Source organism: Trinickia acidisoli (assembly GCF_017315725.1).
GTDB lineage: Bacteria > Pseudomonadota > Gammaproteobacteria > Burkholderiales > Burkholderiaceae > Trinickia > Trinickia acidisoli.
Genome location: NZ_JAFLRG010000001.1, coordinates 3,143,707 through 3,168,290 on the forward strand (window position 1 = coordinate 3,143,707; position 24,584 = coordinate 3,168,290).

Here is a 24,584-nt window from a genome sequence, read left to right on the forward strand (position 1 = left end):
TGATGGGCTGCCGGGCACCTTCGCGCAGCGGCAAGCAAAGAGAGTGCCGCATCGGCGCTCATAGGCACTATTGTAGTGGCTAGCGGTGGCTCGCGCCGCCGCGCGGCCGATGCGTCTATCCGGTTTATCTGTCTTGCCGGTTTCGTCGCCGCATCGAGCGAGCGACCGTTTTCGAGAGAGGACACGAACATGAACGCAAAAATCGTCACCCGCCTCACCGTTTTCGCCATCGCCGGCTCGCTTCTCGCCGGGTGCGCAACGCAGCAAGGAAACAACACGGCCGTGGGTACCGGCGTGGGCGCCGCCACCGGCGCCGCGCTCGGTGCCATCTTCGGCGGCGGCAAGGGCGCGGCAATCGGCGCCGGCGTCGGAGCCGTGGCCGGCGGTGTCACCGGCTACAACTGGCAGGCCATTCGCAACAAGCTGTCGGGCGCATCGAAGGGCACCGGCACGCAGGTCACCGAGCAGCCGGACGGCTCGCTCAAGCTGAACATTCCAAGCAACGTGACGTTCGCGACGAACAGCTACCAGATCAACCCGGCGCTCTACCCGACGCTCAACGAATTGTCGTCGCAAATGCAGCAGCACCCCGAGTTGATCGCCGAGGTACGCGGGTACACCGACAGCACCGGCAGCGCCTCATATAATCAAACGTTGTCCGTCAACCGGGCGCAAAGCGTCGCCTCCTATCTGAACCAGCATGGCGTAACGCCCAACCGCCTGGCGGCCCAGGGGTTCGGCCCGAGCAACCCGATCGCGGATAACGGCACCGAAGCTGGCCGCGCGCAAAACCGTCGCGTCGAAATCTATCTGCGCGCAACGGCGCAGCCGGGCCAGGCGCCGGCTTACCAATAAGCCCCCGGGCGCTTGCCGGCGCCCACAGCCCGGCAAGCGCCTCGCGCCCCCTGGGAGCGGCATGAAAACAGCGACGGAAGGTGCCTAGAAGGCGCTGGTAAACAATTCGAAAAATTTTTCGAACTCGCCGGCAATTCACCTGTCTGTATGTTCGGTACGTGGCTGGCAAACGCCGCTGCGTCACCATTCTCCTCTTGTCGTTGTTGCTCCGGGGCCAAACGCCCCGGTTTTTTTTGCCGCATTCGCGAGCAACTTCGATGGCTACGTCAGCCGCGGACGAACAGCCCAGAAATACTATTCTGGCGCGCAACGCTCCTTGAAATCATGACAGACATATCTTACATTTCAACTATCTCACGCAGAAATGTAAGATATGTCATACAAGGACACCGATAGATCGAGCACGATACCGCTTCTCCTTGCGCCCGACTTCGGGGCGGCATTCCGACGCGAACGCAAAGCGCAGGGGCGCACCCAGCAATGGGTGGCCGAGAAAGCCGGCGTCGCGCGCTTCACGATCACGCAATTGGAGTCGGGGCAAAACGTCGGGCTCCACCACGTCCTAGCTGCGCTTACCGCACTCGGAAAAGGCCTCTCCATCGTATCGGCGCGGCCCGATTACGACCAGATCAAGGAGATCTTCGGTGACGAAGAATAGGGTTCGAGCGCTGAGCGTACGCACGCCGCAAGGCCACGCGGGCACGCTCACGAAAGAGTCGCGGCACGTGTTTGCCTACGACACGCGCGACCGAGCGCGGCAAGTATCGCTGACCATGCCGCTGCGCGCCGAAACCTATGCCGAAACGCCGATGTTGCCCGCGTTTTCGATGAATCGACCCGAGGGCTTTCTGCTTGAACGAATTCAACGGGCGTTCAAGCACGTTCAGCTCGATGACATGGCGCTGTTGGCCATCACAGGCGGCAATCAGATCGGACGACTCCGCTACAGCGAACCGGGCAAGCCGACGCGCGGAAAACGAGCCGAAGTGGGCCTGGCAACGCTGCTCCGGACGGGCAGTCAGGCGGGGCTTTTCGACCATCTCGTAGAGACCTATCTCGAATCCGGCATCTCGGGCTTTCAACCGAAGGTGATGATTCCCGACGCGGACAAAATCGAGAGCGGCAAGGTCGACGAGAAGACGACGGCGGCGACGCCGAATCTGATTTTGAAGGCGGCCGGCGACGATTACCCGCACCTGCCGGTGAACGAATATCTGTGCATGAGCACCGCGCGCCGCGCAAATATCCGGGTGCCGCGGTTCTGGCTATCCGACGATCAAAGCTTGTTCGTGATGGAGCGCTTCGACGTGGACGGCGACGAGCAGTTCGGTTTCGAGGACATGGCCGTTCTGATGGGCAAGAACCCTTGGCAGCCGAACTTCAAATACAGCAGCAGCTACGAGAAGATTGCGCTTGCGATCGGCATGAACTGCGGCGGCAATGTCGACGAGAGCCTGGCACGCTTCTTCGAGTATTTCGCGCTGTCGGTGATGGTCCGCAACGGCGACGCACATCTGAAAAATTTCGGGCTAATCTACGACCACCCGGATGCCGACGAGCCCCCCCGCCTGTCTCCCCTCTTCGACGTGGTGACGACCTCCGTCTATCGCTACGAAAACCAGAAAACCGGCGTCGAGATGGCGGACCGCACGATGGCGCTAAAGTTGAACAAGGCTGTGTCGTATCCGACGCGCGACGAACTGCTGGCGTTCGGACGCAACGTCTGTCACATGCACGACGCCGCTGCCGTGATCGAACGTATCGCCGAGGCGATGTCGGCCACGCTCGCGGAAGAAGGCGAGCGCATGCCCGGCGAGTTTCTTGCGGCGCTGCGCGTCGAATGGGATGCCGGCCGATCTTCGGTCGAACCCATGCGGGTGTTCGGTCGCCCGGAATAAGAATCGGCGCGTCGGGACAGATCCACGGCCGCTTGGGATGAAGCCCCCTGAGCCACGTTTGCGCGCGCCCCGTAGGCTCGGGGCGGGTGAGCGGCGCGCAGGCGCCAGGCGTCGCGCCGTGTGCCTGCTAAAATCAGCGTTTTCCCTCAAGCAGCACCTCCTTCCCCTACGCTCATGACCGTATCCGCCCCTCCTTCCGCCGCGCAAGCCGGCGCGGGCGCCGCCCGCCGCCGCGTTCTCGTGACGTCCGCTCTGCCCTACGCAAACGGGCAGATCCACCTCGGCCACATGGTCGAGTACATTCAGACGGACGTCTGGGTGCGCGCGATGCGAATGCACGGGCACGAGGTCTACTACGTCGGCGCCGACGACACGCACGGCACGCCGATCATGCTGAGCGCCGAAAAGGAAGGCATCACGCCGAAGCAGTTGATCGAGCGCGTCTGGCGCGACCATACGCGCGATCTCGGCAACTTCCTGATTTCGTTCGACAACTACTACTCGACCGACTCCGAGGAAAACCAGGAACTGTGCGAGACGATCTATGGCCGGCTCATGGAAGCGGGCCTCATCGATGCACGCGAGATCGAGCAGGCATACGACCCCGTCAAGGAGATGTTCCTGCCCGACCGCTTCATCAAGGGCCAGTGCCCGAAATGCGGCGCGAAAGACCAATACGGCGATAGTTGCGAGGTCTGCGGTTCGACCTATCAACCGACCGATCTCGTCAATCCGTATTCGGCCATCTCGGGCGCGACGCCTGTGCGCCGCAAGTCGACGCATTATTTCTTCCGGCTCTCCGATACGCGCTGCGAGAACTTTCTGCGCGAATGGGTGAGCGGCCTCGCACAGCCCGAGGCAACGAACAAGATGCGCGAATGGCTCGGCGAGGCCGGCGACGCCAAGCTCGGCGATTGGGACATCTCGCGCGATGCGCCCTACTTCGGGTTCGAAATCCCCGGCGCGCCCGGCAAATACTTCTACGTCTGGCTCGATGCGCCGGTCGGGTACTACGCGAGCTTCAAGAACCTCGCGGCCAAGCTCGGCTTCGATTTCGAAGCGTGGATCAAGCCCGGCTCGAACACGGAGCAATACCATTTCATCGGTAAGGACATCCTATATTTCCACACGCTGTTTTGGCCCGCGATGCTCGAATTCGCGGGCTATCGGACGCCGACGAACGTGTTCGCGCACGGCTTTTTGACCGTGGACGGCGCGAAGATGTCCAAATCGCGCGGCACCTTCATCACCGCGAACAGCTACATCGAGACCGGGCTGAACCCCGAGTGGCTGCGCTATTACTTCGCCGCGAAGCTCAACGCGACGATGGAGGATCTCGATCTCAACCTCGACGATTTCCAAGCACGCGTGAACAGCGACGTCGTCGGCAAGTACGTCAACATCGCGAGCCGCGCTGCCGGCTTCCTCATCAAGCGCTTCGACGCCCGCGTGCAGGACAGCGCGATGCACCATCCGCTGCTGGCGACGCTGCGCGCGGCGATCCCGCAAATCGCGGCCCACTACGAAGCGCGCGAGTACAGCCGCGCGGTGCGTCAGGCAATGGAGCTCGCCGATGCCGTCAACGGCTATGTCGATACGGCCAAGCCGTGGGACCAAGCGAAGGACCCGGCCAACGCCACGCTGCTGCACGAGACCGTCAGCGTCAGCCTCGAGGCGTTTCGATTGCTGTCGATCGCGCTCAAGCCCGTGCTGCCCACGCTCGCAGCCAAGGTCGAGGCGTTCCTCGGCATCGCCCCGCTCGCGTGGAGCGATGCCGAGACACCGCTGTCATCGAAGCAGCCGATCGATGCCTATCAGCACTTGATGACGCGCATCGACGCGAAGCAAATCGAAGCGCTGATCGCGGCCAACCGCACGTCTTTGCAGCCGACCGATACGGGCGCCGCAGCATCGGCATCGGCATCGCCGAGCAAAGCCGCGAAAAAGGCTGTGGCCACCTCGAGCGAGCCCCGAAGCGAGGGCGGCAGCGACACCCGAAGCGAGTCGATCTCGATCGACGATTTCGCCAAGATCGATCTGCGTGTGGCCCTCATCGTCGATTGCCAAGCCGTTGAAGGATCGGACAAGCTGCTGCAACTGACGCTCGACGTCGGCGAAGAGAAAACGCGCAACGTCTTTTCAGGCATCAAGTCGGCCTATCGTCCCGAGGATCTGGTCGGCAAGCTGACGGTGATGGTCGCCAATCTCGCACCGCGCAAGATGAAGTTCGGCCTATCCGAAGGAATGGTGCTCGCCGCCTCGAGCGCCGACGAAAAGGCCGAGCCGGGCCTCTATATCCTCGAGCCGCACAACGGCGCGAAACCCGGTATGCGCGTGCGCTGACGCACCGCGCCTACGTGTCGGCCGGCAGGGGGTGCGCCCGCTGTCGGCCGGCCGAATCCTCCCCTGCTCGGCCACGCGTCAACGCCGGCCGCGCCACCGATCGAAGCGTCGCGTGAAATTGATGTCGACGCCTTGGAACGTTCCCGTATAGAGCAGGACCGACCAAAAGCGGGACAGATTCAACGTCGCCTTGAACGCGTTGTCCGCCGATTGCAGCCCCTGCTCGTAACCGAGCACGAGCCGGTCGTTGATCGCCTTCGACACCATGACGACCTGCGAATCGGTCAGCCCCACGTCGCTGCGGCCGACCGAAAACTCGTCTAGCCCGAACGTCTGCGCCACGCGCTTGCCCGTCGCGCTGCCGAGCAGCGCAAGCGCCGCCGTCATCGTGCTTTGTTGGCTCAGGTTGTTGCCTTGGTCCGTCCCGTGGCCGAACAGCAGCCACGAGAGCTTCTCGTTATCGGGCACGTTCGGTTCCGACACGAGTTTGACGGTGGGCGCATGCACCGTGCCCGTCACTTGCACGCCGGCTTCCACCTCCTGGTTGCGACGCATGGCGAGAATGTTGATGCCGGGGTTCGCCACGGGGCCGTTGAACGTGAAATAGCCGTTTTCGATCGCGAGTTTGCGACCGAACGAAGTGTAGGTCGACCCTTCCGTCACGCGCACGTTGCCGATCGCGCGCAGCGGCTGGTTCGGCGCCGACAGGGCCGTCACCGTGCCGCTCAAGCCGAGGTCGGCGCCCTGGCCACGGAACCGAAATTTTTTACCCAGATCGATAGCGACGCTCGCGCGCGGCGCGAAGGCGCCCACGGGCTTGTTGGTCGGCGCCGCCGGCGGCGGCGCGCCTTGCACGAGGCCGCCGTTGCGGACGATGACGACGTCGTCGGACAAGCGCGGCGCCGGCTGCTCGGGCAGATCGAACAGTGCGTGATCGACCGTGAACTTGCCGTCGATGTCGAGGCCGCCGGCCGCGCCGCCGTTCGCGACCGTCGCGCTGCCCGACAGCGATAGTTGGCGATCGGGCGCCGCGAACAGCTCGAGCTTGTCGGCCACGATGCGCGCCGTCAGGTCCGGCTCGGCGCGATCGAGCCGGATTTGCCCCGTCGCACGTACCGTGCCGTCGCCGCCGTGGAACTCGACGCGCTGCAAATCGACGAGGTTCTCGGTCAGCGCGACGCGCACGACGCCGTCCTTCAATTGAATGCCTTGGTCGACGAGCGTCGCCGACAATCCGTCGCCGGCCAGCGCGCCCGATAGCGTCGGTTTCGCTCGCGTGCCGGCGAGCACGAGGTTCAACGCGACATGCCCGTCGAGCACGTAGCTCGGGCCGAACAGCCCGCCGGTCGTCTTCAGGGCCGGGATGTCCAAGGCGAGCTTGCCCGCGAGCGGCGCGTCGACGCCAAGCTCGAGCAGACCGTTGCGTGCCGGATCGGGTGCGAGGCCGGCGCTCACGTTCGCGTCGAATGTACCGATCCGACTGGCCGCCGCGTGCGCAGTCACGCCCACGAGCCCGGGCGTGAAATCGGCGCGCGCCGACAGCGCCGTGATGCCGAACGCCGCCGTGCCGTAGCCCGTCGAGAGCGTCGCATCGCCACTGCGCCGATCGATGCGTGCATAGCCGCTCGCCGTACGGCCCAGCGTGAAGTTCCAGTCGGCCCCGAGCACGAGATCGCTCGACAGACGCGAGGGCATCCCCGTCAACATCTGCCGGATCGCGATGAGCCGCGCCATCGACAGATTCGACGCACTGCCGGCCGAGCTGATCGCGCCGTGGTCGTAGACGAGCGACTTCACATCGAGCGTCGCGCCTTCGATACCAAGCCGCACGGGGCCGAGCGTCACGCGCTGGCCCGCGGCCGATAGGGCCACCGGCGATTGCAGGTCGATCGCCGGCATGCCCCGGTTGGCCAGGCGCGCGAGCACACCGTCCCAGCGCGGACCGTCGCGCGTATCGGTCAGCGCGCCCGAGCCCGCGAGCACCATGTCGACGGGGCGTGCGCGCACGGTGCCCTTCGCTTGCGCGTCGAACGTGTGTTTCGCCCGCGTGCCGGCGACACGGGCCGTCAACGTCGCCAGGTCGACGACGCCCGCGTGCACGTCGCGCGCGTCGGTCGTGAGTTCGAGCGCGCCCGCCGCACCATCGCGGATGCGCGCGCTGCCCGTCGCCGCGCCGATTCGGTTCCCGCCCATCGAGACGTCGCGGGCGTCGTAGCTGAGCGTCACGTCGGGATGAACCAGCGAGCCGGTCAGATCGCCGTCAGCGAGCACGGTGCCTGCGACACCGAAGCCGAGGCGGTCGAGCTGCGGCGCATCCACGTGAAAGCGCAAGCGGTCGCCGGGCTCGCCGAAGCTACCGTGCAACTCGACGTCGTTGCCGGCGATCGACAGCTTGGCGTCGCTCGGCAAAAGCCTTGCACCGGCTAGCGTAATCGTCCCTGCGCCCGTCAATGGAAATCCATCGTAGATGCTGTCGCCGAGTTCGAACCGCAGCTTCGTCGAGAGCGGCTGCGCGAGCGTGCCTATCGCGCTGAACCGGCCCGTCACGCGCGCTTCGGGCCGCTTGATCGCCGCAGACGCGACGACGAGCCGCGGGTCGAAGTTCGTCAGCGTCGCGCCGATGTCGTAACTCGCGCGCGCGTCATGCTCGAGGGCGCCCTTGAGCTCGAGACGGCCGTCGCCGGCGTCGATGCGCACGTCGTGCAACGCCATGCGTTCGCGCTCGAACGCCACGTGGGCCCGCGCGCGCAGACGCGCTTTGGCGTCGGTCAAATCGAGCGAGAGCGACTGCGTCGCCCCGTCCAGTTCGATACCGATCGGCCCGGACAGCGCCGTCGGCCGCACATAGGGCGCAAGCGTCGCCAAATCGAGGGCGCTCGCGGTCAAATCCAAGCGGCCGCGCCCGTGCGCGAACGTGCCGCCGCCCGTCAGCGCCGCGCCACGAACGAGCCGCACGCTGAGATGATCGAGCCGCTGCGCTTGCGCATCGAGCCGCACGTCGGCGCGCGCCTCGACGAGCGGCAAACGATGCGCGTCGAGCAACCCGGGGGTCGCATTGACGATGACGACGGGGCCGGCGACGACGAGCGGCCCGGCGCCCGGAACCGGCGCAAGCGTCGCGGTCAGCGACAGGTCGGCCTGCGGCGCACCGGCGCTGAAGGTGCGCGGATCGACGTGATCGAACGCGATCGTCGCGCGCTCGAGCGGCACGGGCGCGAACGGCGTGGCCTCGATATGCGCGCGGCCGGCCAGCTTCATCCCACTGGCGGTTACATCGGCAACAAGCGACTCGAGCGTGCCGGACACGCGCGCCTGGAGCTCAGCCGGCGCACCGGCCAGCGTGCCCGAGGCCGACAACGCGCCGGTCAGCGCGAACGGCCGCACCCCGTCGAGCGAAAGCTGCGCCGCCAGCGCGCCGTAAGCCGTATCGAGCCCGTCGACGGACAGCGTATGATGCCGGCCGTCGCTGCGGCCATGCGCGCGCAACGCGTCGATCTCCGTGGTTGTCGTGCCGTCGCGCACGAGCAGCTTGTCGACGGCGAGCGAGCGCAAGTCGACCTCGATCGGCAAGCGCAGATCGGTCGGCACCCGCATCGACGCCGTGCTCTTGGAAGGCCCGAGCCGAGCGTCGATCGTCCCGGCCCGCAGCGCATCGACGGTCAAGCGCCAAGGCGCGCGCGTGAGCACCCAGCGGCCCGACAGGCGATCGATACGGATGTCGGTCGGCGGCGCGCCCGCCGGGCCCGCGCTCTCGTGCCACCGCACGTCGGCCAAACGCACGCCGCGCGCGAGCGTGCCGCCTTCGAACGTGCCCGACAACCGCGTACCCGTCACGGCGACCGCCACCCGCCAAACGAGCCGTGTACCCGTCTCGGTCGCGATCGCGCCGTAGAGCCCGGCGGCGGCGAAGACAACGATCAGCACGGCGGCAAGCGCCATCCATACGAACGAGCGACGGCCGCGATGCCTGCGGCGCGGCGCTTCGGGCGCTTGCGGCGCGCCGGCCCGGCCCGCGCCCGAGCCGGTAGCGCCCGAGGCGTCTTCCTGCGGCGGCGGCGAATCGTGCGTCATGCGAGGCCCATGCGATTCAAGATCTCAGAAAGCGATGCCGAGCGTCAGGTACGGCCGCACGCTGTGATTGCGGGTGCCGTAGGCCAGATCGACGTTGATCGGGCCGACGGGACTGCGCCAGCGCACGCCTAAGCCCACGCCCGGATAGATGACGCGCGCTTTCCAGTCGTCCGTTGCCGTGCCGACGTCGTAGAACACAGCCGCCCCCCAATCGTGCGTGAACCAGTGTTGATATTCGGCCGCGGCCGTGGCCAGATACTTGGTCGGCAACACCGAGCCGTCGACAGTGTTGCCGATGCTTTGGTAGCTGTAGCCGCGCACGGAATTGGAACCGCCCGCGCGGAACAGCAGCGACGCCGGAATACCGCTCGAACCGCCGCTCGTGAAAACGCCGCCGAGTTCGGCGCGCACGAGGAACAGATCGCGCTTGAACAGCGGCACGTATTGCTCGGCGCGCCCGTAGGCGCGCGCGAAGGTCTGGTCCGTGGCGAGCCCCTTCACGGCGAAGCCTGCCTCGACATGCACGAGATTACCCTTGCGCGGGAACAGCGGATCGTCGACGTTGCGGCGCGTCCATGCCCACTGCGGCATGAGTGCGTGGCTCGTCGTCGGGCCCGTCGCATTCTGATCGAGACGGTCGGCGTAGTACTGGATCGAGTACGAGTAGTCGATGAACTGCGCCGTGCGCGTGCGCTGCAAGCCGGCGCGCGCGCTATAGATACGCGTGCCCGACACTTCCGTGCTCGTGTACGAGGCGAGCGCGCTGTTGACCCAGCCGCGCTCGCCCGGCGGCATCGACAATTGGATCTGGCCGTACTGCTGAAGCTGATCGAGCCGGCCCTGGATCGAGAACGGCCACGCGGCGCCGAACGTGTCGAGATACGTGTACGAGCCTTGCACGTGCGCGCCCGTGTCGGTCGCATAGCCCACGCCCCCGCGCACGTTGTTGTACGGATACTCGCTCATCTTCGCGTGGATCGGCGTGTCATTCGGCTTGGCGACGTCGCTGTCGACGTCGATCGCGACGCTCGCGTAATACGGCGTGCTCTGCAGTTGCCGCTGCAACTCGGCGACGCGCTCGGCGTCGTAGACCTCGCCGACCGACAACGGATTGACGTTCGTGACGATGCGGCCCGGATAACGCCGCACGCCCGACACGTCGAGCGGGCCGAGCGTAAATGTCGGCCCGCTGTCGAACGCGACGGTCAAAACCGCCTGCCGGGTGTGCGGATCGATGCGCGCTTGCGAGCGGACGATCTTCGCACCGAGATAACGGCGTGCGCGCAATGTCTTGAGCGCGGCTTCTTTCGCATCGGTCCACGCCGCCTGCGTGAACGGATCGCCCGTATGCAGCGAAAACGCGAAGCGCACGGCGTTTTCGCGTGCCGGCGCCTCGTTGCGCACGGGCCCCTCGAACGTGAGCTCGATCGACGAAACGGCGGTGCGCGGCCCGGGATCGACGTGCACCGTGACGTCTTTCCTGCCCTTGCCGCCCGTGCGCACGTCGGTGCGTACGACGGGAGAAAAGTAGCCGTCGGTCGCGGCCAGATCGCGCACTTGCTGCGGCGTGGCGGTGACGAGGAAATCGAACTGATCGTCGGTCACGCCCTCTCGCGAGGCGAAACGAGCGAGATCGAGATGTTTCTGAAGCAGCTTGCGCATGGCGCGCGGCGCGTCGATCGTGACGTCGTACTTGGCCGCCGCAGGCATCGACACGAGCGCGAAGAGCACGCCCAGTACACCCAGCGCGAGCGAGCGCCAAGCGGGCCGCAACGCTGCCGCCGCTCGGCGGCGTCGGCTGCCGCCGGCGTAAGACGAAACGATCACGGCTCCCCGCAAACACGACCTCCCCAACATTGAACGACGCCCGGCGCCCGCCACGATCAGCCCGCTGGGGCCGCTCGACTCGGTTCAGCCTTCCTGCTCGCGGCGCAAGCGGTCATTTGACCATAACGGCGGCTCATCGGACCACGAAGCGATCCACAAGGCGCGCCGCTTTGGAGCGATTCGCACGCCCGGTTTCGACGCGCGGCCGCCTTCGATGTTCCGCGCTCGACGGCATGCGCTAAAATCTCGGCTTGCTCGAGGCGGCAGCCAGTGTTGCTATGTCCCCATTTTCAGGATGACCGAACCATGTTGTATCAATCGGATGTCACGCAGTTCATCAATCAACTCAAACAGCAAAAGCCGACGCTGGAAGAAGAGCAACGCCGCGGCCGCGCGCTGCTGTGGGACAAGCAGCCGATCGATCTCGAAGAGCGCTCGACGCAGCAGCAGTCGAGCGTGACGCAAACGCCGTACGTCTACTACCAGAACTTCTGAGCGTGAACGCCGCCGACCAAAGGCGCGCTGGGCGAGGGCCCGACGCGGCGCTGACCGCGCCCGCGACCGACACGACGCCCGACACCGTCGACGGCATCGCTTTCGCGCGCCTGTACGGCGAGCCGCTGTTCAAGCTGCCGCAGGATCTGTACATTCCGCCCGACGCGCTCGAGGTATTCCTCGAAACGTTCGAAGGTCCGCTCGATCTGTTGCTGTACCTGATCCGCAAGCAGAACTTCAACGTGCTCGACATCCCGATGGCGGACGTGACGGTGCAATACCTCGGCTATGTCGAGCAGTTGCGCAAAACGAATCTCGAACTCGCATCCGAGTATCTGTTGATGGCCGCGATGCTGATCGAGATCAAGTCGCGCATGCTGCTGCCCGTCAAGAAGGCCGACACGGGCGAAGAGGCCGAAGACCCGCGCGCCGAACTGGTGCGGCGCTTGCTCGAATACGAGCGCATGAAGCTCGCCGCGCAGCGGCTCGATCAATTGCCGCAACTCGGGCGCGACTTCTTGCGCGCCGAAGTCTATATCGAGCAGAGCATGGCGCCGCGGTTTCCCGACGTGGCGGCCGACGATTTGCGCGCGGCCTGGGCCGACGTGCTCAAACGCGCCAAGCTCGTGCAGCATCATAAGATCTCGCGCGAGGAACTCTCGGTGCGCGAGCACATGAGCCTGATCCTGCGACGCTTGCAAAACGTGCGATTCGTGGAATTTTCCGAGCTTTTCGACGTGACGCGCGGCGTGCCCGTCGTCATCGTGAACTTCATCGCCATGCTCGAGTTGGCGCGGGAATCGCTGATCGAGATCACCCAACCCGAACCGTTCGCACCGATTTACGTCCGTCTCGCGTATCTGCCCGCATAACGGGCAAACGCTCGCCCGCCTGCTCGTCGAGCCGTCACTTCGGTCGATGCCAGGCGCCGTCAAATCCACTACAATCGGCGCGCGTTCAACCTGCGGGGCGTCGCGCGCGTCTCGGTTTTGCCCATCATGAAAGTCATCAGCTCGATCCAGGAATTGCGCGACCAGTTGCGCGGCCAGAACCGTACGGCGTTCGTCCCGACGATGGGCAACCTGCACGAAGGCCATTTGTCGTTGATGCGCTTGGCGCGCCAACACGGCGACCCCGTCGTCGCGAGCATCTTCGTCAATCGTCTGCAGTTTGGGCCGAACGAGGATTTCGACAAATACCCGCGCACGCTCGAAGCCGACATCGAGAAGCTGCAGCGGGAAAACGTCTACGTGCTGTTCGCGCCGACCGAGCGCGACATGTACCCGCAGCCGCAGGAATACCGCGTCCATCCGCCGCACGACCTCGGCGACATCCTCGAAGGCGAATTCCGCCCCGGCTTCTTCACGGGCGTCTGTACCGTCGTCATGAAGCTGATGTCATGCGTGCAGCCGCGCGTGGCCGTGTTCGGCAAGAAGGATTACCAACAGCTCATGATCGTGCGGGCGATGTGCCAGCAGTTCGCCTTGCCGACCGACATCGTGGCGGCCGAAACCGTGCGCGACGCCGACGGCCTCGCCTTGAGTTCGCGCAACCGCTTCTTGAGCGAAGCCGAGCGCGCCGAAGCGCCGATGCTCGCCGCCACGCTCGCTCAGGTGCGCGAAGCCGTGCTAGCGGGTCGGCGCGACTTCGCCGCGATCGAACGCGAAGCGATGGAACGCCTTGCTGCGCGCGGCTGGAAACCCGATTACGTCGCCGTGCGCAAGCGCTCGGACCTCGTCGCTCCCGCTGCGCACGAGGACGACGCCCCGCTCGTCGTGCTCTCGGCCGCCAAGCTCGGCGCCACGCGCCTCATCGACAACCTGGAAATCTGACGCCGCCCGCGGGCCATCGTCGGAATCGTTTGAAGTTTGAAGTCAGAAGGAACGATCATGCAGCGACACATGCTGAAATCGAAGATTCACCGCGCCGTCGTGACGCATTGCGAGCTTCATTACGAAGGCTCGTGCGCGATCGACGAGGATTTGCTCGATGCCTCGGGCATCCTCGAAAACGAGCGCATCGATATCTGGAACGTCAATAACGGCGAGCGTTTCTCGACCTACGCGATCCGCGGCGAACGCGGCAGCGGCATGATTTCGCTGAACGGCTCGGCCGCGCGCCGCGCGCAGCTCGGCGATCTGGTCATCATCGCGGCGTTCGCGATGGTGGACGATGCCGAGTTGAAGGCGGGCTGGGACCCCAAGCTCGTCTTCGTCGATGAGCACAACAAGATCAAGGGTAGCCGCGCCCACGTGCCCGTGCAGAGCTGGACCTGAACGAGCGGGCCGCGCCTTACTTCGCGGCCCACTTCGTGATCGGCTCCCACTGCTCGAGGTCTTTTTCGACCCGGCTTTGCGGCACGTCCCACAGCGTGAGTCCGTGCGCCGCGAGCTGAACGTAGTTCTGCGTATCGCGCAAAAATCCGAGCACGGGCAGCTCGAGGCTTTCGACGAAGCGGTGTAGCTGCTCGGCCGAGCGCGTGCGCGCATCGACGCGCATGCCGACCACCCCGATTTCGATCGCGCCCTTTCGCACGGCTTTTTCCTTGGCCAAACGCTCGAGAAATTGCTGCGTGGCGAGGATGTCGAACATCGACGGCTGTAGCGGCACGACGACTTTATCGGCCAATTCCAGCGCCGCCGCAAGCCGATTGCCGTGCAGCCCGGCCGGCGTGTCGACGACGGCGCGCTCGAGGCCCTTGGGCGGCTTGACCGGTGCATCCGGGTCGACGCGCCACGTTTCGATGGGGGGCAACCCGCCTGGGCGCAGGGCGAGCCACCCATGAGACGACTGCTGCCGATCGAGGTCGGCTAGCGCCACCCATTCGCCGGTCGCCGCAAAGGCGCCCGCCAAGTTCGTCGACAGCGTGCTCTTGCCCACGCCGCCCTTGGGGTTCGCTACCACGATCACCGTCATGAACACTCCCGAATAGAAGACCGCTTGCCGCGGCCGGTTATCCCGTTAGAACCCGTCGCTTACACGAATGACAGGCCCACCTGCGTCATAACGCTCGATAATATCGGCAAATCAGGTCAACGTCCCCTTCGAAGGAATCTCACCCGATGTCGACGCTCCGCTCCGACTACACGATCGAGACCATCCATGAGCACCAGCAGGGCACGCTGCCCGAACTGCTCGGCGTTCGCGTGGTCGCCCTCGCACAAGGCACGCTGACGGGCAAGCTGGCCGTGCGGCCGCAACTGCTCGCACCGAACGGCTTCTTGCACGCGGCAACCGTGATCGGCCTGGCCGATACCTGCTGCGGCTACGCGTGCATGGCGCATCTGCCCGCTCACGCGCGCGGCTTCACGACGATCGAACTGAAGAGCAACTTCCTCGGCACTTGCCGCGAGGGAACCGTGCGCGCAGTCGCCACCGCCGTCCATCTGGGTCGCAGCACGCACGTGTGGGACGCGTCCGTGTTCGATCCCGACGGCCATACGATCGCGCTGTTCCGTTGTACGCAGATGATTCTCGCCTAACGAGCAAGCGAGTGCGCAGGCGGCCCGACGCGCTCGTGCGGCCGCCCCATTTCACGCACCGCGGCGCCCGGCCTCGCTACAATCGCGCGATGACCACGCCCGATCTCACTTTCGTGCTCGGCGGCGCCCGCTCGGGCAAAAGCCGCTACGCCGAGCAACTCGCGCTGGCGCGCGCATCGAGCCCGGCGCAGCCCGTGACGTATATCGCGACCGCGCTCGATGCGGGCGACGACGAATTCGCTGCCCGCATCGCTCATCATCGGGCGCGGCGGCCCGCGCACTGGCGTATCGTCGAAGCCGGCGCCGAGCTCGCGCAGGCGATCGCCGACGCAGACGACGGCCGCACCTGCATCCTCGTCGACTGTCTGACCCTTTGGCTCGCCAATGTGATCTGCCCGGCCGGCGCAGAGCCGACTGAACGAAACGAGCGGAACGAACCGGCACCCGACGACTGCGCCGCGCGCATGGACGCGCTCGAGGCGGCATTGGCGCGGGCGCGAAGCCCTGTCATCGTCGTCAGCAACGAAATCGGCATGGGCGTCGTGCCGATGGGCGCCATGACGCGCCGCTACGTCGACGAACTCGGGCGGCTCAATCAGCGTGTTGCCGCGCTCGCGCGCGAGGTGACGATGATGGTGGCCGGGCTGCCGATGACGGTCAAAGGCGAGCGCGCACGATGAGGTCTCTGCGACTCGCGCCCGCGCTTGCCTGCGCGCTCGCGCTCGGCGTTGCGCCACGCGCCAACGCGTCGGTCTCGGTCACCGACGATGCTGGCCAGCGCGTCACGCTCGCCACGCCCGCCCGTCGCGTCGTGGCGCTCTCGCCGCACGCGGTCGAGCTCGTCTATGCGGCCGGCGGCGGCGCCAAGCTCGTCGGCGCGGTGTCGTACAGCGACTATCCGAGCGCAGCGAAGGCGCTACCGCGCGTCGGCGACAACAACGCGCTCGATCTCGAGCGCATCGTCGCGCTCAAGCCCGATCTCGTGATCGTCTGGCGCCACGGCAACGACGAGCGTCAACTCGACCGGCTGCGCGCGCTCGGGATCGCGCTCTATCACAGCGAGCCGCGCAAGCTCGACGACGTCGCCACCGATCTGCTCGCGCTCGGTACGCTGCTCGACACCTCCGCGCAAGCCGAAGCGGCCGCGGCCGACTATCGCGCCAAGATCGCCGCGCTGCGCGCGCACTACGCCGAGCGGGCGCCGGTCAGCGTCTTTTATCAGGTATGGGACGACCCGCTGATGACGCTGAACGGCACGCACATCGTCAGCGACATCATCGCGCTGTGCGGTGGGCGCAATGTCTTCGCGCGCCTCGCGCCGCTCGTGCCGACGGTCTCGAGGGAGGCCGTCGTCGCCGCCGATCCCGAAGCGATCGTGACGACGAGCCAAGGCGCCACGCATGCCGACGCGCCGCTGCCGAGCCTCGCGTCGTGGCGTGCTTGGCCGCGAATGACGGCGGTGGCGCGCGGCAATCTGTTCGCCATCGACGGCGATCTCATCAACCGGCCAGGGCCGCGTCTCGTGCAAGGCGCCGAACAATTGTGCCGCGATTTGGACATTGCACGCGCGCATCGACCGCCCACCCGTGCGGCGAAGATGCACTGAGCCTGCCCGACGCGCCTCGTTCGGCTCATGCGTTCCAATGCAGCAAGCGCCAGCCATCCGCGTCCGCGTTCGCCTCGCGCCGCAGCCAGACGACGGCGGCCATGTCGAGCGGCCACGTCAATGTCGTCTCGAGCGGTTCGTCGAGCGCGAGCGAAGCGATCATCCGCATGACGCCTGCGTGCGTCACCGCGAACACGCTCGAAGCTGGCGATGGCGATGGCGAAGCGAGCGGTGCGCGCCAAAGATCGAACCACGCCACAACACGCGCTTCGAACTGCGCCACGCTTTCGCCGCCGTGCGTCCGCGCGTGGCGCAAATCGGCCGCCCAGGCGTCGAGCGCGGCGCGGTCGATCGCATCCCAGCGCTGCCCCTCCCAATCGCCGAAGTCGATTTCCCGCAAACGCGCATCGACACCGCAAGCGCAGCCGAAGTGCTCCGCGAGCCAGCGGGCCACGCCGGCGCATCGCTGCAAAGGGCTCGTCGCGAGATACGCCGGCAACGGCGCATCGAGCGCAGCGAGGCGCCGGGCAAGTGCGCGAGCGGACTCGGCCGCATCGCCGGCCAGCGGCACGTCGGTCTTGCCATAGCAGACACCCGCATCGATCGCGGGCGCCGGATGGCGGATCAGGACGAGGTCCACGCGAGCGCGGACAGATAGAACGCAAGCTCGAAGATCTGTTGGGCGAAGCCGAGGCAGTCGCCCGTATAGCCGCCGAGCCGGCGCGTGAAATAACGCCCGAGCGCGAAGCGCAGCACGCACGCCGCGACGAGCCCGGATACCCCGGCGCGCCAGTCGGGAATGACCAGCCACGGCAGGCCGAGCGCGCAAGCAACGCCGAGTGCGGGCGCCGACATCCGCTGCGCGAGGGCTTTGGCTTTGCCTTGCTCACGCGCGTAATCGTGCGTCGCGAGATAGCTCACGGCTAGCGCGCGGCTCGCGGCATGCGCGCCGACCATCGCCCAAGCGGCCGTCATCGCCGGCAGCGCGGCGAGCGTCTGCCACTTGAGCGCGAGCGAGATCACGAGCCCGATCGCGCCGAATGCGCCCAGGCGCGGATCGCGCATGATGCGCAGCGCATCCTCGCGCGTGGCCCCGCCGCCGAGCCCGTCGCAGCAATCGGCGAGACCGTCTTCGTGCAGGGCACCGGTCAGCAGCAACGTGACGGCCATCGACAACAGCACGGCGACGGCCGGCGGGAACACACGCAGCGCGGCGAGGTAGACGAGCGCGCCGGCAGCGCCGACGCATACGCCGATGAGTGGAAAGTAGCGCGACGCCCCCGCTAAATCACGCGGATCGAGGCTGATCGCACGCGGGATCGGCACGCGCGTGAAGTAGCCGAACGCAGCGACGATGTAGCGCAGATGCGTGCATAGCGGCGAACGGCGAGCGACCGGAGCCACGCTCAGGCCCGCGCGCACGGCTTTCGGCTCGTGAGCCTGTGCTCGACCGGCCGCCGCCCGTTCGGGTTCCTCCTCGGCCGCGTCACGCGCATCCGTCATCGCGCCTCTCGTCCCGCGACACCGGCCGATTCGAAGCTCGCCATCTCGTTGATGATCGCAACGGCCGCGCGCAGCACCGGCAACGCCAGCGCGGCGCCCGTTCCCTCGCCGAGCCGCATGTCGAGTGCGAGCAACGGCTTCGCGCCGAAGTAATCGAGCATGCGCCGATGACCGGCCTCGTTCGACAGGTGCGCGAACACGCAGTAATCGCGCACGGCCGGTGCGATCGCATCGGCCACGGCGAGCGCCGACGTCGCGATGAAACCGTCGACGAGTATCGTCATCTTCGCTTCAGCCGCGGCGAGATAGGCGCCTGCCATCATCGCGATTTCGAAGCCGCCGAACGTCGCCAGCACGTCGAGCGGCTCGGTCGCGCCGCGATGCGTCGCGAGCGCCGAGGCGAGCACGTTGCACTTGCGCGCGAGGCCCGCGTTGTCGAGCCCCGTGCCGCGACCGACACACTCGTCGATCGGCACATCGCACAGCCGGCTCATCAAACAAGCGGCCGACGACGTATTGCCGATGCCCATTTCGCCGAAGCCGACGACGTTCGTGCCGAGCGCCGCGTGATGACGCACGCGCGCGGCGCCGGCCAGCATCGCCGAGTGCGCCTCGTCGCGCGTCATCGCCGGCTCGTGCGCGAAATTGCGCGTGCCGGGGCCGATCGGCACGTCGACGAGACCCGGCAGCGGCGCCAGCGGCGTCGCCACGCCGGCGTTGACGACTTCGAGCGTGAGGCCGGCCACGCGGCTGATGGCGTTGATCGCCGCGCCGCCGGCCAGAAAATTCGCCACCATCTGCGCCGTGACCGCTTGCGGATACGGGCTCACGCCCTCTTTCACGATGCCGTGATCGGCAGCGAAGACGATCATCGCCGGCCGCTCGATCGTCGGATGCGTGCTGTGCTGGATCATGCCCATCTGACGCGCGACGACCTCGAGCATGCCGAGACTGCCGGGCGGTTTTGTCTTGGTGTCGATGATGTGCGACAGTGCATCGCGCAACGAGTGATCGAGCGGCTCGACGATAGGCAATGGAAGTAATTCGTTCATATTCGGTTCAATCGGATGGGGCGGCGATGCGCGCGAGGACGCTTCGCCGGAACGTCATCGGCATGAGCAAGCATTCGGCCGGGTCGCCCGTGGGGTCCTGGGGTCCGAATGGCGCATCGCAAAAGCGTCACGATACTCGCACCGGTTGCCCTCGTTCAATTCGGTAAAACCGCAGCACGGGCGTGCTGCGGACTTGCGGTACCACGACGAGGCACTACGAAGTGCCGAGACATGACACGGCTGTGCATGGCATGGGCATACTTTCAGCACGGCGTACCCGACAGGGCCGGCACGAGCGCCTCATAGCCGTTTTGCTCGATCAGCACCAGCGGATACCCGAACGCTCGGCTCGCGAGCGCCGGCGTCAGCACGTCGCGCGCAGTCCCGGTGTGGGCGGCGCCGTTGCCCTCGAGCAGCAGCGCGTGAGTCGCGAAGCGACGGGCGAGATTGAGGTCGTGACACGAAAAAACGATGGTGCGCGCACTCGTGCGTGTCCATCGCACGAGTGCGTCCATGCACTCGATTTGATGGTGCCAGTCGAGAAACGCGAGCGGCTCGTCGAGCAGCAGCAGCGGCGCGTCTTGGCACAGCGCCGCGGCCAGCGCGACGCGCTGGCGCTCGCCGCCCGAGAGCGAGAGCACGTCGCGCGAGGCGAGCGGCTCGAGCCCAAGCATGTCCAGCGCAGCGAAGGCGGCCGCACGGTCGCCGGGGCGCTCCCATCCCCAACCCGTCAAATGAGGGAAGCGATTGAGCAGCACGATGTCGAGCACGCTCGCGCCGAACGCATCGTGCGAGCTCTGCGGCATCAGCGCCCGTCGCCGCGCGAGGGCCGCGCCCGTCCATGCGTCGATACGCTCGCCGTCGACTTCGACGTGTCCGCCGGCCGGCCGCGCAAGGCCGGCGAGCGTCGTGACGAGCGTCGTCTTGCCCGCCCCGTTCGGCCCCGCGACGCACCAGATCTCGCCGGGATAGAACGTATGCGTAAAGTCCTCGAGCAGCGTACGCGCACCGGCGCGCAGCGTCAGGTGCTGGGCCGATAGCTGAGTCGATAGCCGGGCCGACAACGACGCGGAGCGCGCATCGGCTTGCATCCCGCTCAGCGACTTCATCGGTGACTTCATCGACGCCCTCCGAGCAGCATCCAAAGAAACACCGGTACGCCGACGAGCGCCGTCACGACGCCAACCGGCAATTGCGCGGGCGCGATCACCGTCCGCGCGACGAGATCGGCCCCCATGACGGCAACGCCGCCCGCCAGTGCGCTGGCCGGCACGAGCATGCGCTGATCGTTGCCGAGCACGAGCCGCAGCGCATGCGGCACGACGAGGCCGACGAAGCCGATCGTGCCGGCCGTCGTCACGCTGGCCGCCGCGGCGAGCGATGCCACGATGTAGATTCGCAGACGCAGCCGCGCCGCGGGCACGCCGAGCGACGCGGCGAGCGCGTCGCCGCGCAGCAGCACGTTCAATTGCGGCGCAACGGGCACGCTGGCCGCGAGCGCGACGACGAGCACTACGAGTGCCGGCCACGGGCTCGCCGCGCCATTCAAATCGCCCGTCAGCCAAAACACGATGCCGCGCAGCCGGTCGTCGGGCGCGAGCGCGATAAGCAGCGTGATGACGGCGCCCCACCCGGTCGCGACGACGACCCCCGTCAGCAACAAACGCGGCGACGCTTCTTGCGGCTCGCCGCGCCAGAACTCGCGGCGCGCGAGGCCCAGCACGAGCGCGATCGAGAGCAGCGCGCCGCTGAACGACGCGGCGTCCACGAGCCACCAGGCCCAGCCCGCGAAGAGTGCAGCCACGGCAAACGCAGCCGCGCCGCCGGAGACGCCGAGTACGTAGGGCTCCGCGAGCGGATTGCGCAGCAGCACTTGCAGCAGCGCACCGGCCAGCGCGAGCAGCGCGCCGCAGGAGAAGCCCGCGACGGCGCGCGGCAACCTCAGCGTTCGCACGATCTCGCCCGCGAGGTCGCCCGCGGGGTTGCCAGATTGAGCGCCGGCAACATCGGGGCCAGGCAAGTGCAAGAGCGCGAGCACGGCCCGCCACGGCGAGATCGTGACGCTGCCGAGCATGAGCGCGGCAGCGAAAACGACGAGCGCGGCGAGCGCGAGCGCGGCCCAGACGAAGGCCGCGCGGCGCGCGTTCATCGATGCGTGCGCACGCGCAGCGGGCAGATTCATCGCGGCGCGGTCACGACTTCGACGCGCCGGCGAGAACCGGCGATGCAGGCCTGCGCGGCACCGCGCGGGCGGCGCGCAACGCTCGGCCAAGACGCGTCACTGCTCCTGCCAGCCAATCGTAATGAACGCGCTGCGGCGCGGCGTGTTGTAGGTGTAGGCAAGCTCATAGTTTTTGTCGAGCAGGTTGTCGATATGGGCACTCACATACCAAGCCTTCGTGATGTTGTAGCGTGCGGACAGATTCACGAGACCGAACCCGCCGAGATTGGTCCCGCCATCGTTGCGCGGACCACTGACGATCCATTCTCCGCCAACGCGCCAATCGTCGATCGACCGATTCGCCGACAACGTCGCAAAGTGCCGCGCCCGCCGATCGAGATCGGTATCGGTCTCCTCGTCGACGGGATTTTGCACCGTGAGCGCCGCGCGCACGTCGGTCTTACCCACATGGCCGCTCCATGAGCCTTCGAGCCCCTGCACCTTCGCGCGATCGACGTTCTCGGCCAGATAGAACAGGCCGCCATCGGTCGGCACGTAATTGATCAAGTCCGTATAACGCGTTTGGAATGCCGTCAGCCGCAACACGCCAAGCGCATCGGACGCATATTGCAAAGCCGCCTCGACCGAATGGCTATGCTCGGGCTGAATCGACGTATTGCCGCTGCCCGGGTAGTAGAGATCGTCGAAGCTCGGCGCGCGAAACGCGCTCGAATAGCTGGCCGTCGCCTTCCAATGCTCGGTGAAGTCGAACCCGTAGCCCAAATAGTAGGTGTTCGCGCCGCCGAAGTCCGAATATTGATCGCGCCGCACGTTCGCTTGAATCTGGCTTGCGCCAAAGCGCGCCGTGTAGCCGGCGAACACCGAGTTCACGTGGCGATCGGGGGCGGCGAACGTATCCGAATCGAGGCTTTGATCGAGCCGCTCGTAGCCGACCTGCAGCTTCTGCTGCGCGGCGAGCTTGAAATCGTTCTGCCAGGTGAATTGGCGATTGTCCGTATCGAAGCGGTCGTTGTAGAGGCCGTTCGTCAGGTCGATCGCACGATCGTTGCCGAGGCCCGCGGTAAAGTGCGTGGTCCACCAATCGGTCAGCTTGCCGTTGGCGAACAACGACGCCATCTGCACTTTGCTGTAGAGATAGTTGACGTCGGTGGGCAGGCCGAACGCGTTGTCGAAGGCGTCCTGGCCGTTCGATTGAAAGTACCGCACGCCGGCATCCCAGCCATTGTCGAACTTGTGACGCAGCGAGGCCGAGACGCTCTCGTTCAAATAGCCGTCGGGCGCCGGGTTCACGCTCGGCGCGAGCGCGGGGTTGATCGCGGAGAAACCGTCGTCCTTCGAACGCGCGACGCTGAAGCTGAAAGTCGTCTTGCCGTCCTTGTCGAGCGCGCCGTCCACGCCGGCCTGCTGCGTCTGCGTGTGATAGCTGCCGTAGCCGAGCGCGAAATTGAAGCGCGGCGGGTAATCGCCGCCGTCCTTCGTAAACACTTGCACGACGCCGCCCATCGCCCCCGAACCGTAGAGCGCCGATACATCGCCATTGACGACTTCGACGTGATCGACCTCGGACAGCGGAATCTGCCCGATCTGAGCCTGGCCGAGACTGACGGAGTCGACGCGCATCCCGTCGATCAGCACGAGCGACTCCGTGGCCGAGCCGCCGCGTAAGAACATCGTCACGTTCGAACCGGGCGGGCCGTTGCGGATGATCTGCGCACCCGGCGCCTGCTCGAGCAAGCCTGGCAGATCGGTTGCCGTGGAATCGGCGATATCTTGTTGAGAGAAACGCGTCGTTTGCGGAATGGCCTCCGAAATCGGCTGCGGCCCCCGCTGCGCCGTGACGACGATAGGGTCGAGCGAGCCGCCGTTGGCGACGGCGCTCGTCGAGGAAACGGCACCGCCTGTGTTCGCGCCTTGCGCGGACGAAGCGGCGGACGAAGCTGGAGATGAAGCCGCAGGAGCGGTGGCGGCGGCATCGGGTGAAGAAGCGGAATCGCTCGGTGCGCCCTGTGCGAGCGCGACGAGCGGCAGACCCGCGAGCGCAATGAGCGCCGCGCGGACGGTAGACGTGGACATCGTGTGGTTTTCCTGTGGGATCGGCACGCAGCTGCTCCCCGCAGACTGCTCTGTCATCGAGTGCTCGAGCGGCACGCGCGACGCGATGCGCCGCGAGCGCGGCGTCGCACTCCCCCTTTGGCCGGTATCCGGGCTGGCGACGGACCGCATCCGCCTTCCCACGTGGGTCACGCAGTGGCGATGGACGGGTCGTGCGCGGCCGACTCTTTTCGAAAGCCGCGCGTATCGCTTACCGTTGGCGGGGGCAGCACAGGTTGGCTCGTCCGAGCGGACTTCGCTCCCTGTTTCCCGTTTAACCGCGCGCGAGGCAGCCTAGCGCGCGAGCACCAAAGTGCCGCAAGTGTAGAAGTGGGGACATGGCGGCGTCAAGGAATCACAAAAACCCCTGCAAACATCGTGCGAAAAACGCACAGCCCGTGAAAAAAGCCTACGACGGTTACGTCTCGATACGAGAGATCGATCGGAACTGCGGCTATTTAGCGCTAAAATGCGGGGTCTTTAGAGGACGCAGCGGATGCTCAACGAACTCGAAACCCTCTCACGAAATATCGGCCGGCTGATCGCGATCAACGAGCGTCAGCAGCAGGCACGTCACGCGCTCGAGGAGCAGCTCGCTCAATTGCGCAAGGAAAGCGAGGCGGCCCATGCCGAACTCGCCTTGTTGCGCGAAGAGCGCAATGCGCTGCAAGCCGAGCGCGACGCGCTTTTCGCGAAGATCGACGATGCCCAGGTGCGGCTGAACGCGATTCTCGAAAAGCTGCCGCGCGCCAAGGGCCCATACGACTCCGACAATCAACTCGATCTGCTCGCCTCTCAGCAGGAACAGAGTGCCGCGCAGCACGGAGAAGATGCATGACGACGAAACAGATCGAAACGACGATACTCGGCCAGAGTTATCGCCTCGCATGTTCGCCGGAAACGGAAGCGGCACTGCTCGAAGCCGTTGCGCGCGTCGATGCCGAGATGACGAAGATCCGCAACGCGAGCAACGTGCGCGGCACGGATCGCATCGCTGTCATGGCGGCGCTCTCGCTCGCCTCGGAATTACTGAAGCTGCAACAGAGCGTGCGTCACGGGGAAGCGTTTCCCGCGGAGGAAATCCGGCGTACAATGCGCCAAATGAACGAGAAGCTCGGCGCGGTGCTCGATCAACACGAAGCGCTATAACGAGCGGCAGTTTTGAAATAACAAGTTTTA

General features: G+C 66.2%; 22 protein-coding genes and 1 riboswitch. Of the genes, 13 read left to right on the forward strand and 9 right to left on the reverse strand.

The genetic code is table 11. From position 1 onward, the window contains the following. Positions 1 to 189 precede the first annotated feature (189 nt). The 4 genes from J3485_RS14355 to metG all read left to right on the forward strand — a co-directional run bounded on the left by J3485_RS14355 (position 190) and on the right by metG (position 5,096). On the forward strand, positions 190 to 855 hold the full coding sequence (locus J3485_RS14355) for a YiaD family glycine zipper/OmpA-like lipoprotein (protein WP_206953525.1): 666 nt from the start codon (positions 190 to 192) through the stop codon (positions 853 to 855). 373 nt (positions 856 to 1,228) lie between these two features. After that, positions 1,229 to 1,513: a helix-turn-helix domain-containing protein gene (locus J3485_RS14360; protein WP_206953527.1), complete on the forward strand. Its 285-nt coding sequence runs from the start codon at positions 1,229 to 1,231 to the stop codon at positions 1,511 to 1,513. Next, entirely contained in the window at positions 1,500 to 2,753 is a 1,254-nt protein-coding gene (locus J3485_RS14365) for a type II toxin-antitoxin system HipA family toxin (RefSeq protein ID WP_206953529.1), read from the forward strand. The genes J3485_RS14360 and J3485_RS14365 overlap by 14 nt, the downstream gene beginning before the upstream one ends. A 174-nt stretch (positions 2,754 to 2,927) precedes the next feature. Further along, positions 2,928 to 5,096 carry a methionine--tRNA ligase gene (gene metG / locus J3485_RS14370; RefSeq protein WP_206953538.1) on the forward strand — a complete coding sequence of 723 codons (2,169 nt, stop codon included), beginning with the start codon at positions 2,928 to 2,930 and terminating at the stop codon, positions 5,094 to 5,096. Positions 5,097 to 5,174: 78 nt separating this feature from the next. Here metG and J3485_RS14375 read toward each other — a convergent pair whose 3' ends face one another. Both J3485_RS14375 and J3485_RS14380 read right to left on the reverse strand, forming a co-directional pair. Further along, positions 5,175 to 9,167, reverse strand: coding sequence for a translocation/assembly module TamB domain-containing protein (locus tag J3485_RS14375; protein WP_206953547.1), 3,993 nt, complete (start codon positions 9,165 to 9,167; stop codon positions 5,175 to 5,177). A 24-nt stretch (positions 9,168 to 9,191) separates the two neighbouring features. Further along, on the reverse strand, positions 9,192 to 10,994 hold the full coding sequence (locus J3485_RS14380) for an autotransporter assembly complex protein TamA (RefSeq protein ID WP_374192424.1): 1,803 nt from the start codon (positions 10,992 to 10,994) through the stop codon (positions 9,192 to 9,194). Positions 10,995 to 11,300: 306 nt separating this feature from the next. On the opposite strand from J3485_RS14380, the gene J3485_RS14385 reads away from it, so the two are divergent. From J3485_RS14385 to panD, 4 genes are all read left to right on the forward strand, one after another. Next, positions 11,301 to 11,489 (forward strand): DUF3460 family protein, encoded by a 189-nt coding sequence (locus J3485_RS14385; protein WP_206953552.1) that lies wholly within the window; start codon positions 11,301 to 11,303, stop codon positions 11,487 to 11,489. A gap of 2 nt (positions 11,490 to 11,491) precedes the next feature. Then, on the forward strand, positions 11,492 to 12,361 hold the full coding sequence (locus J3485_RS14390; RefSeq protein WP_206953554.1) for a segregation and condensation protein A: 870 nt from the start codon (positions 11,492 to 11,494) through the stop codon (positions 12,359 to 12,361). 126 nt (positions 12,362 to 12,487) lie between these two features. Then, the gene (gene panC, locus J3485_RS14395) at positions 12,488 to 13,321 is read left to right on the forward strand and encodes a pantoate--beta-alanine ligase (RefSeq protein ID WP_206953556.1); all 834 of its coding nucleotides are present in this window, start codon (positions 12,488 to 12,490) and stop codon (positions 13,319 to 13,321) included. A 57-nt stretch (positions 13,322 to 13,378) separates the two neighbouring features. Then, entirely contained in the window at positions 13,379 to 13,765 is a 387-nt protein-coding gene (gene panD / locus J3485_RS14400; RefSeq protein WP_206953562.1) for an aspartate 1-decarboxylase, read from the forward strand. Between the two features lie 16 nt (positions 13,766 to 13,781). Here the strand turns inward: panD and J3485_RS14405 are convergent, their stop codons facing one another. After that, a complete protein-coding gene (locus J3485_RS14405; RefSeq protein WP_206953563.1) occupies positions 13,782 to 14,405 on the reverse strand; it encodes a ParA family protein in 624 nt (207 codons plus the stop codon). A 146-nt stretch (positions 14,406 to 14,551) separates the two neighbouring features. Here J3485_RS14405 and J3485_RS14410 point away from each other — a divergent pair, with 146 nt between their 5' ends. From J3485_RS14410 to J3485_RS14420, 3 genes are all read left to right on the forward strand, one after another. Then, on the forward strand, positions 14,552 to 14,971 hold the full coding sequence (locus tag J3485_RS14410) for a PaaI family thioesterase (protein WP_206953564.1): 420 nt from the start codon (positions 14,552 to 14,554) through the stop codon (positions 14,969 to 14,971). An 89-nt stretch (positions 14,972 to 15,060) separates the two neighbouring features. Next, positions 15,061 to 15,651 (forward strand): bifunctional adenosylcobinamide kinase/adenosylcobinamide-phosphate guanylyltransferase, encoded by a 591-nt coding sequence (cobU, locus tag J3485_RS14415; RefSeq protein ID WP_206953565.1) that lies wholly within the window; start codon positions 15,061 to 15,063, stop codon positions 15,649 to 15,651. After that, entirely contained in the window at positions 15,648 to 16,577 is a 930-nt protein-coding gene (locus tag J3485_RS14420; RefSeq protein WP_206953567.1) for a cobalamin-binding protein, read from the forward strand. Before cobU ends, J3485_RS14420 begins: the two co-directional genes overlap by 4 nt. 25 nt (positions 16,578 to 16,602) lie before the next feature. On the opposite strand, the gene J3485_RS14425 is transcribed toward J3485_RS14420, so the two are convergent. The 6 genes from J3485_RS14425 to J3485_RS14450 all read right to left on the reverse strand — a co-directional run bounded on the left by J3485_RS14425 (position 16,603) and on the right by J3485_RS14450 (position 23,387). Next, on the reverse strand, positions 16,603 to 17,217 hold the full coding sequence (locus J3485_RS14425) for a histidine phosphatase family protein (RefSeq protein ID WP_206953569.1): 615 nt from the start codon (positions 17,215 to 17,217) through the stop codon (positions 16,603 to 16,605). After that, on the reverse strand, positions 17,202 to 18,080 hold the full coding sequence (locus J3485_RS14430) for an adenosylcobinamide-GDP ribazoletransferase (RefSeq protein ID WP_206953570.1): 879 nt from the start codon (positions 18,078 to 18,080) through the stop codon (positions 17,202 to 17,204). Before J3485_RS14430 ends, J3485_RS14425 begins: the two co-directional genes overlap by 16 nt. Further along, positions 18,077 to 19,132, reverse strand: a complete 1,056-nt coding sequence (gene cobT / locus J3485_RS14435; protein WP_206953572.1) for a nicotinate-nucleotide--dimethylbenzimidazole phosphoribosyltransferase — start codon at positions 19,130 to 19,132, stop codon at positions 18,077 to 18,079. Before cobT ends, J3485_RS14430 begins: the two co-directional genes overlap by 4 nt. Before the next feature lie 263 nt (positions 19,133 to 19,395). Further along, entirely contained in the window at positions 19,396 to 20,223 is an 828-nt protein-coding gene (locus J3485_RS14440) for an ABC transporter ATP-binding protein (protein ID WP_206955818.1), read from the reverse strand. A 26-nt stretch (positions 20,224 to 20,249) separates the two neighbouring features. Further along, the gene (locus J3485_RS14445; RefSeq protein WP_242538572.1) at positions 20,250 to 21,314 is read right to left on the reverse strand and encodes a FecCD family ABC transporter permease; all 1,065 of its coding nucleotides are present in this window, start codon (positions 21,312 to 21,314) and stop codon (positions 20,250 to 20,252) included. Positions 21,315 to 21,410: 96 nt separating this feature from the next. Next, positions 21,411 to 23,387 carry a TonB-dependent receptor plug domain-containing protein gene (locus J3485_RS14450; RefSeq protein WP_206953573.1) on the reverse strand — a complete coding sequence of 659 codons (1,977 nt, stop codon included), beginning with the start codon at positions 23,385 to 23,387 and terminating at the stop codon, positions 21,411 to 21,413. 102 nt (positions 23,388 to 23,489) lie between these two features. Beyond that, a riboswitch (cobalamin riboswitch) is annotated at positions 23,490 to 23,732 on the reverse strand. Between the two features lie 169 nt (positions 23,733 to 23,901). Here J3485_RS14450 and J3485_RS14455 point away from each other — a divergent pair. Together J3485_RS14455 and J3485_RS14460 are read left to right on the forward strand one after the other, a co-directional pair. Further along, complete coding sequence (locus J3485_RS14455) at positions 23,902 to 24,243, forward strand: ATPase (RefSeq protein ID WP_206953575.1); 342 nt, start codon at positions 23,902 to 23,904, stop codon at positions 24,241 to 24,243. Further along, positions 24,240 to 24,554, forward strand: a complete 315-nt coding sequence (locus tag J3485_RS14460; RefSeq protein ID WP_206953578.1) for a cell division protein ZapA — start codon at positions 24,240 to 24,242, stop codon at positions 24,552 to 24,554. Before J3485_RS14455 ends, J3485_RS14460 begins: the two co-directional genes overlap by 4 nt. The last annotated feature ends 30 nt before the right edge of the window (positions 24,555 to 24,584 follow it).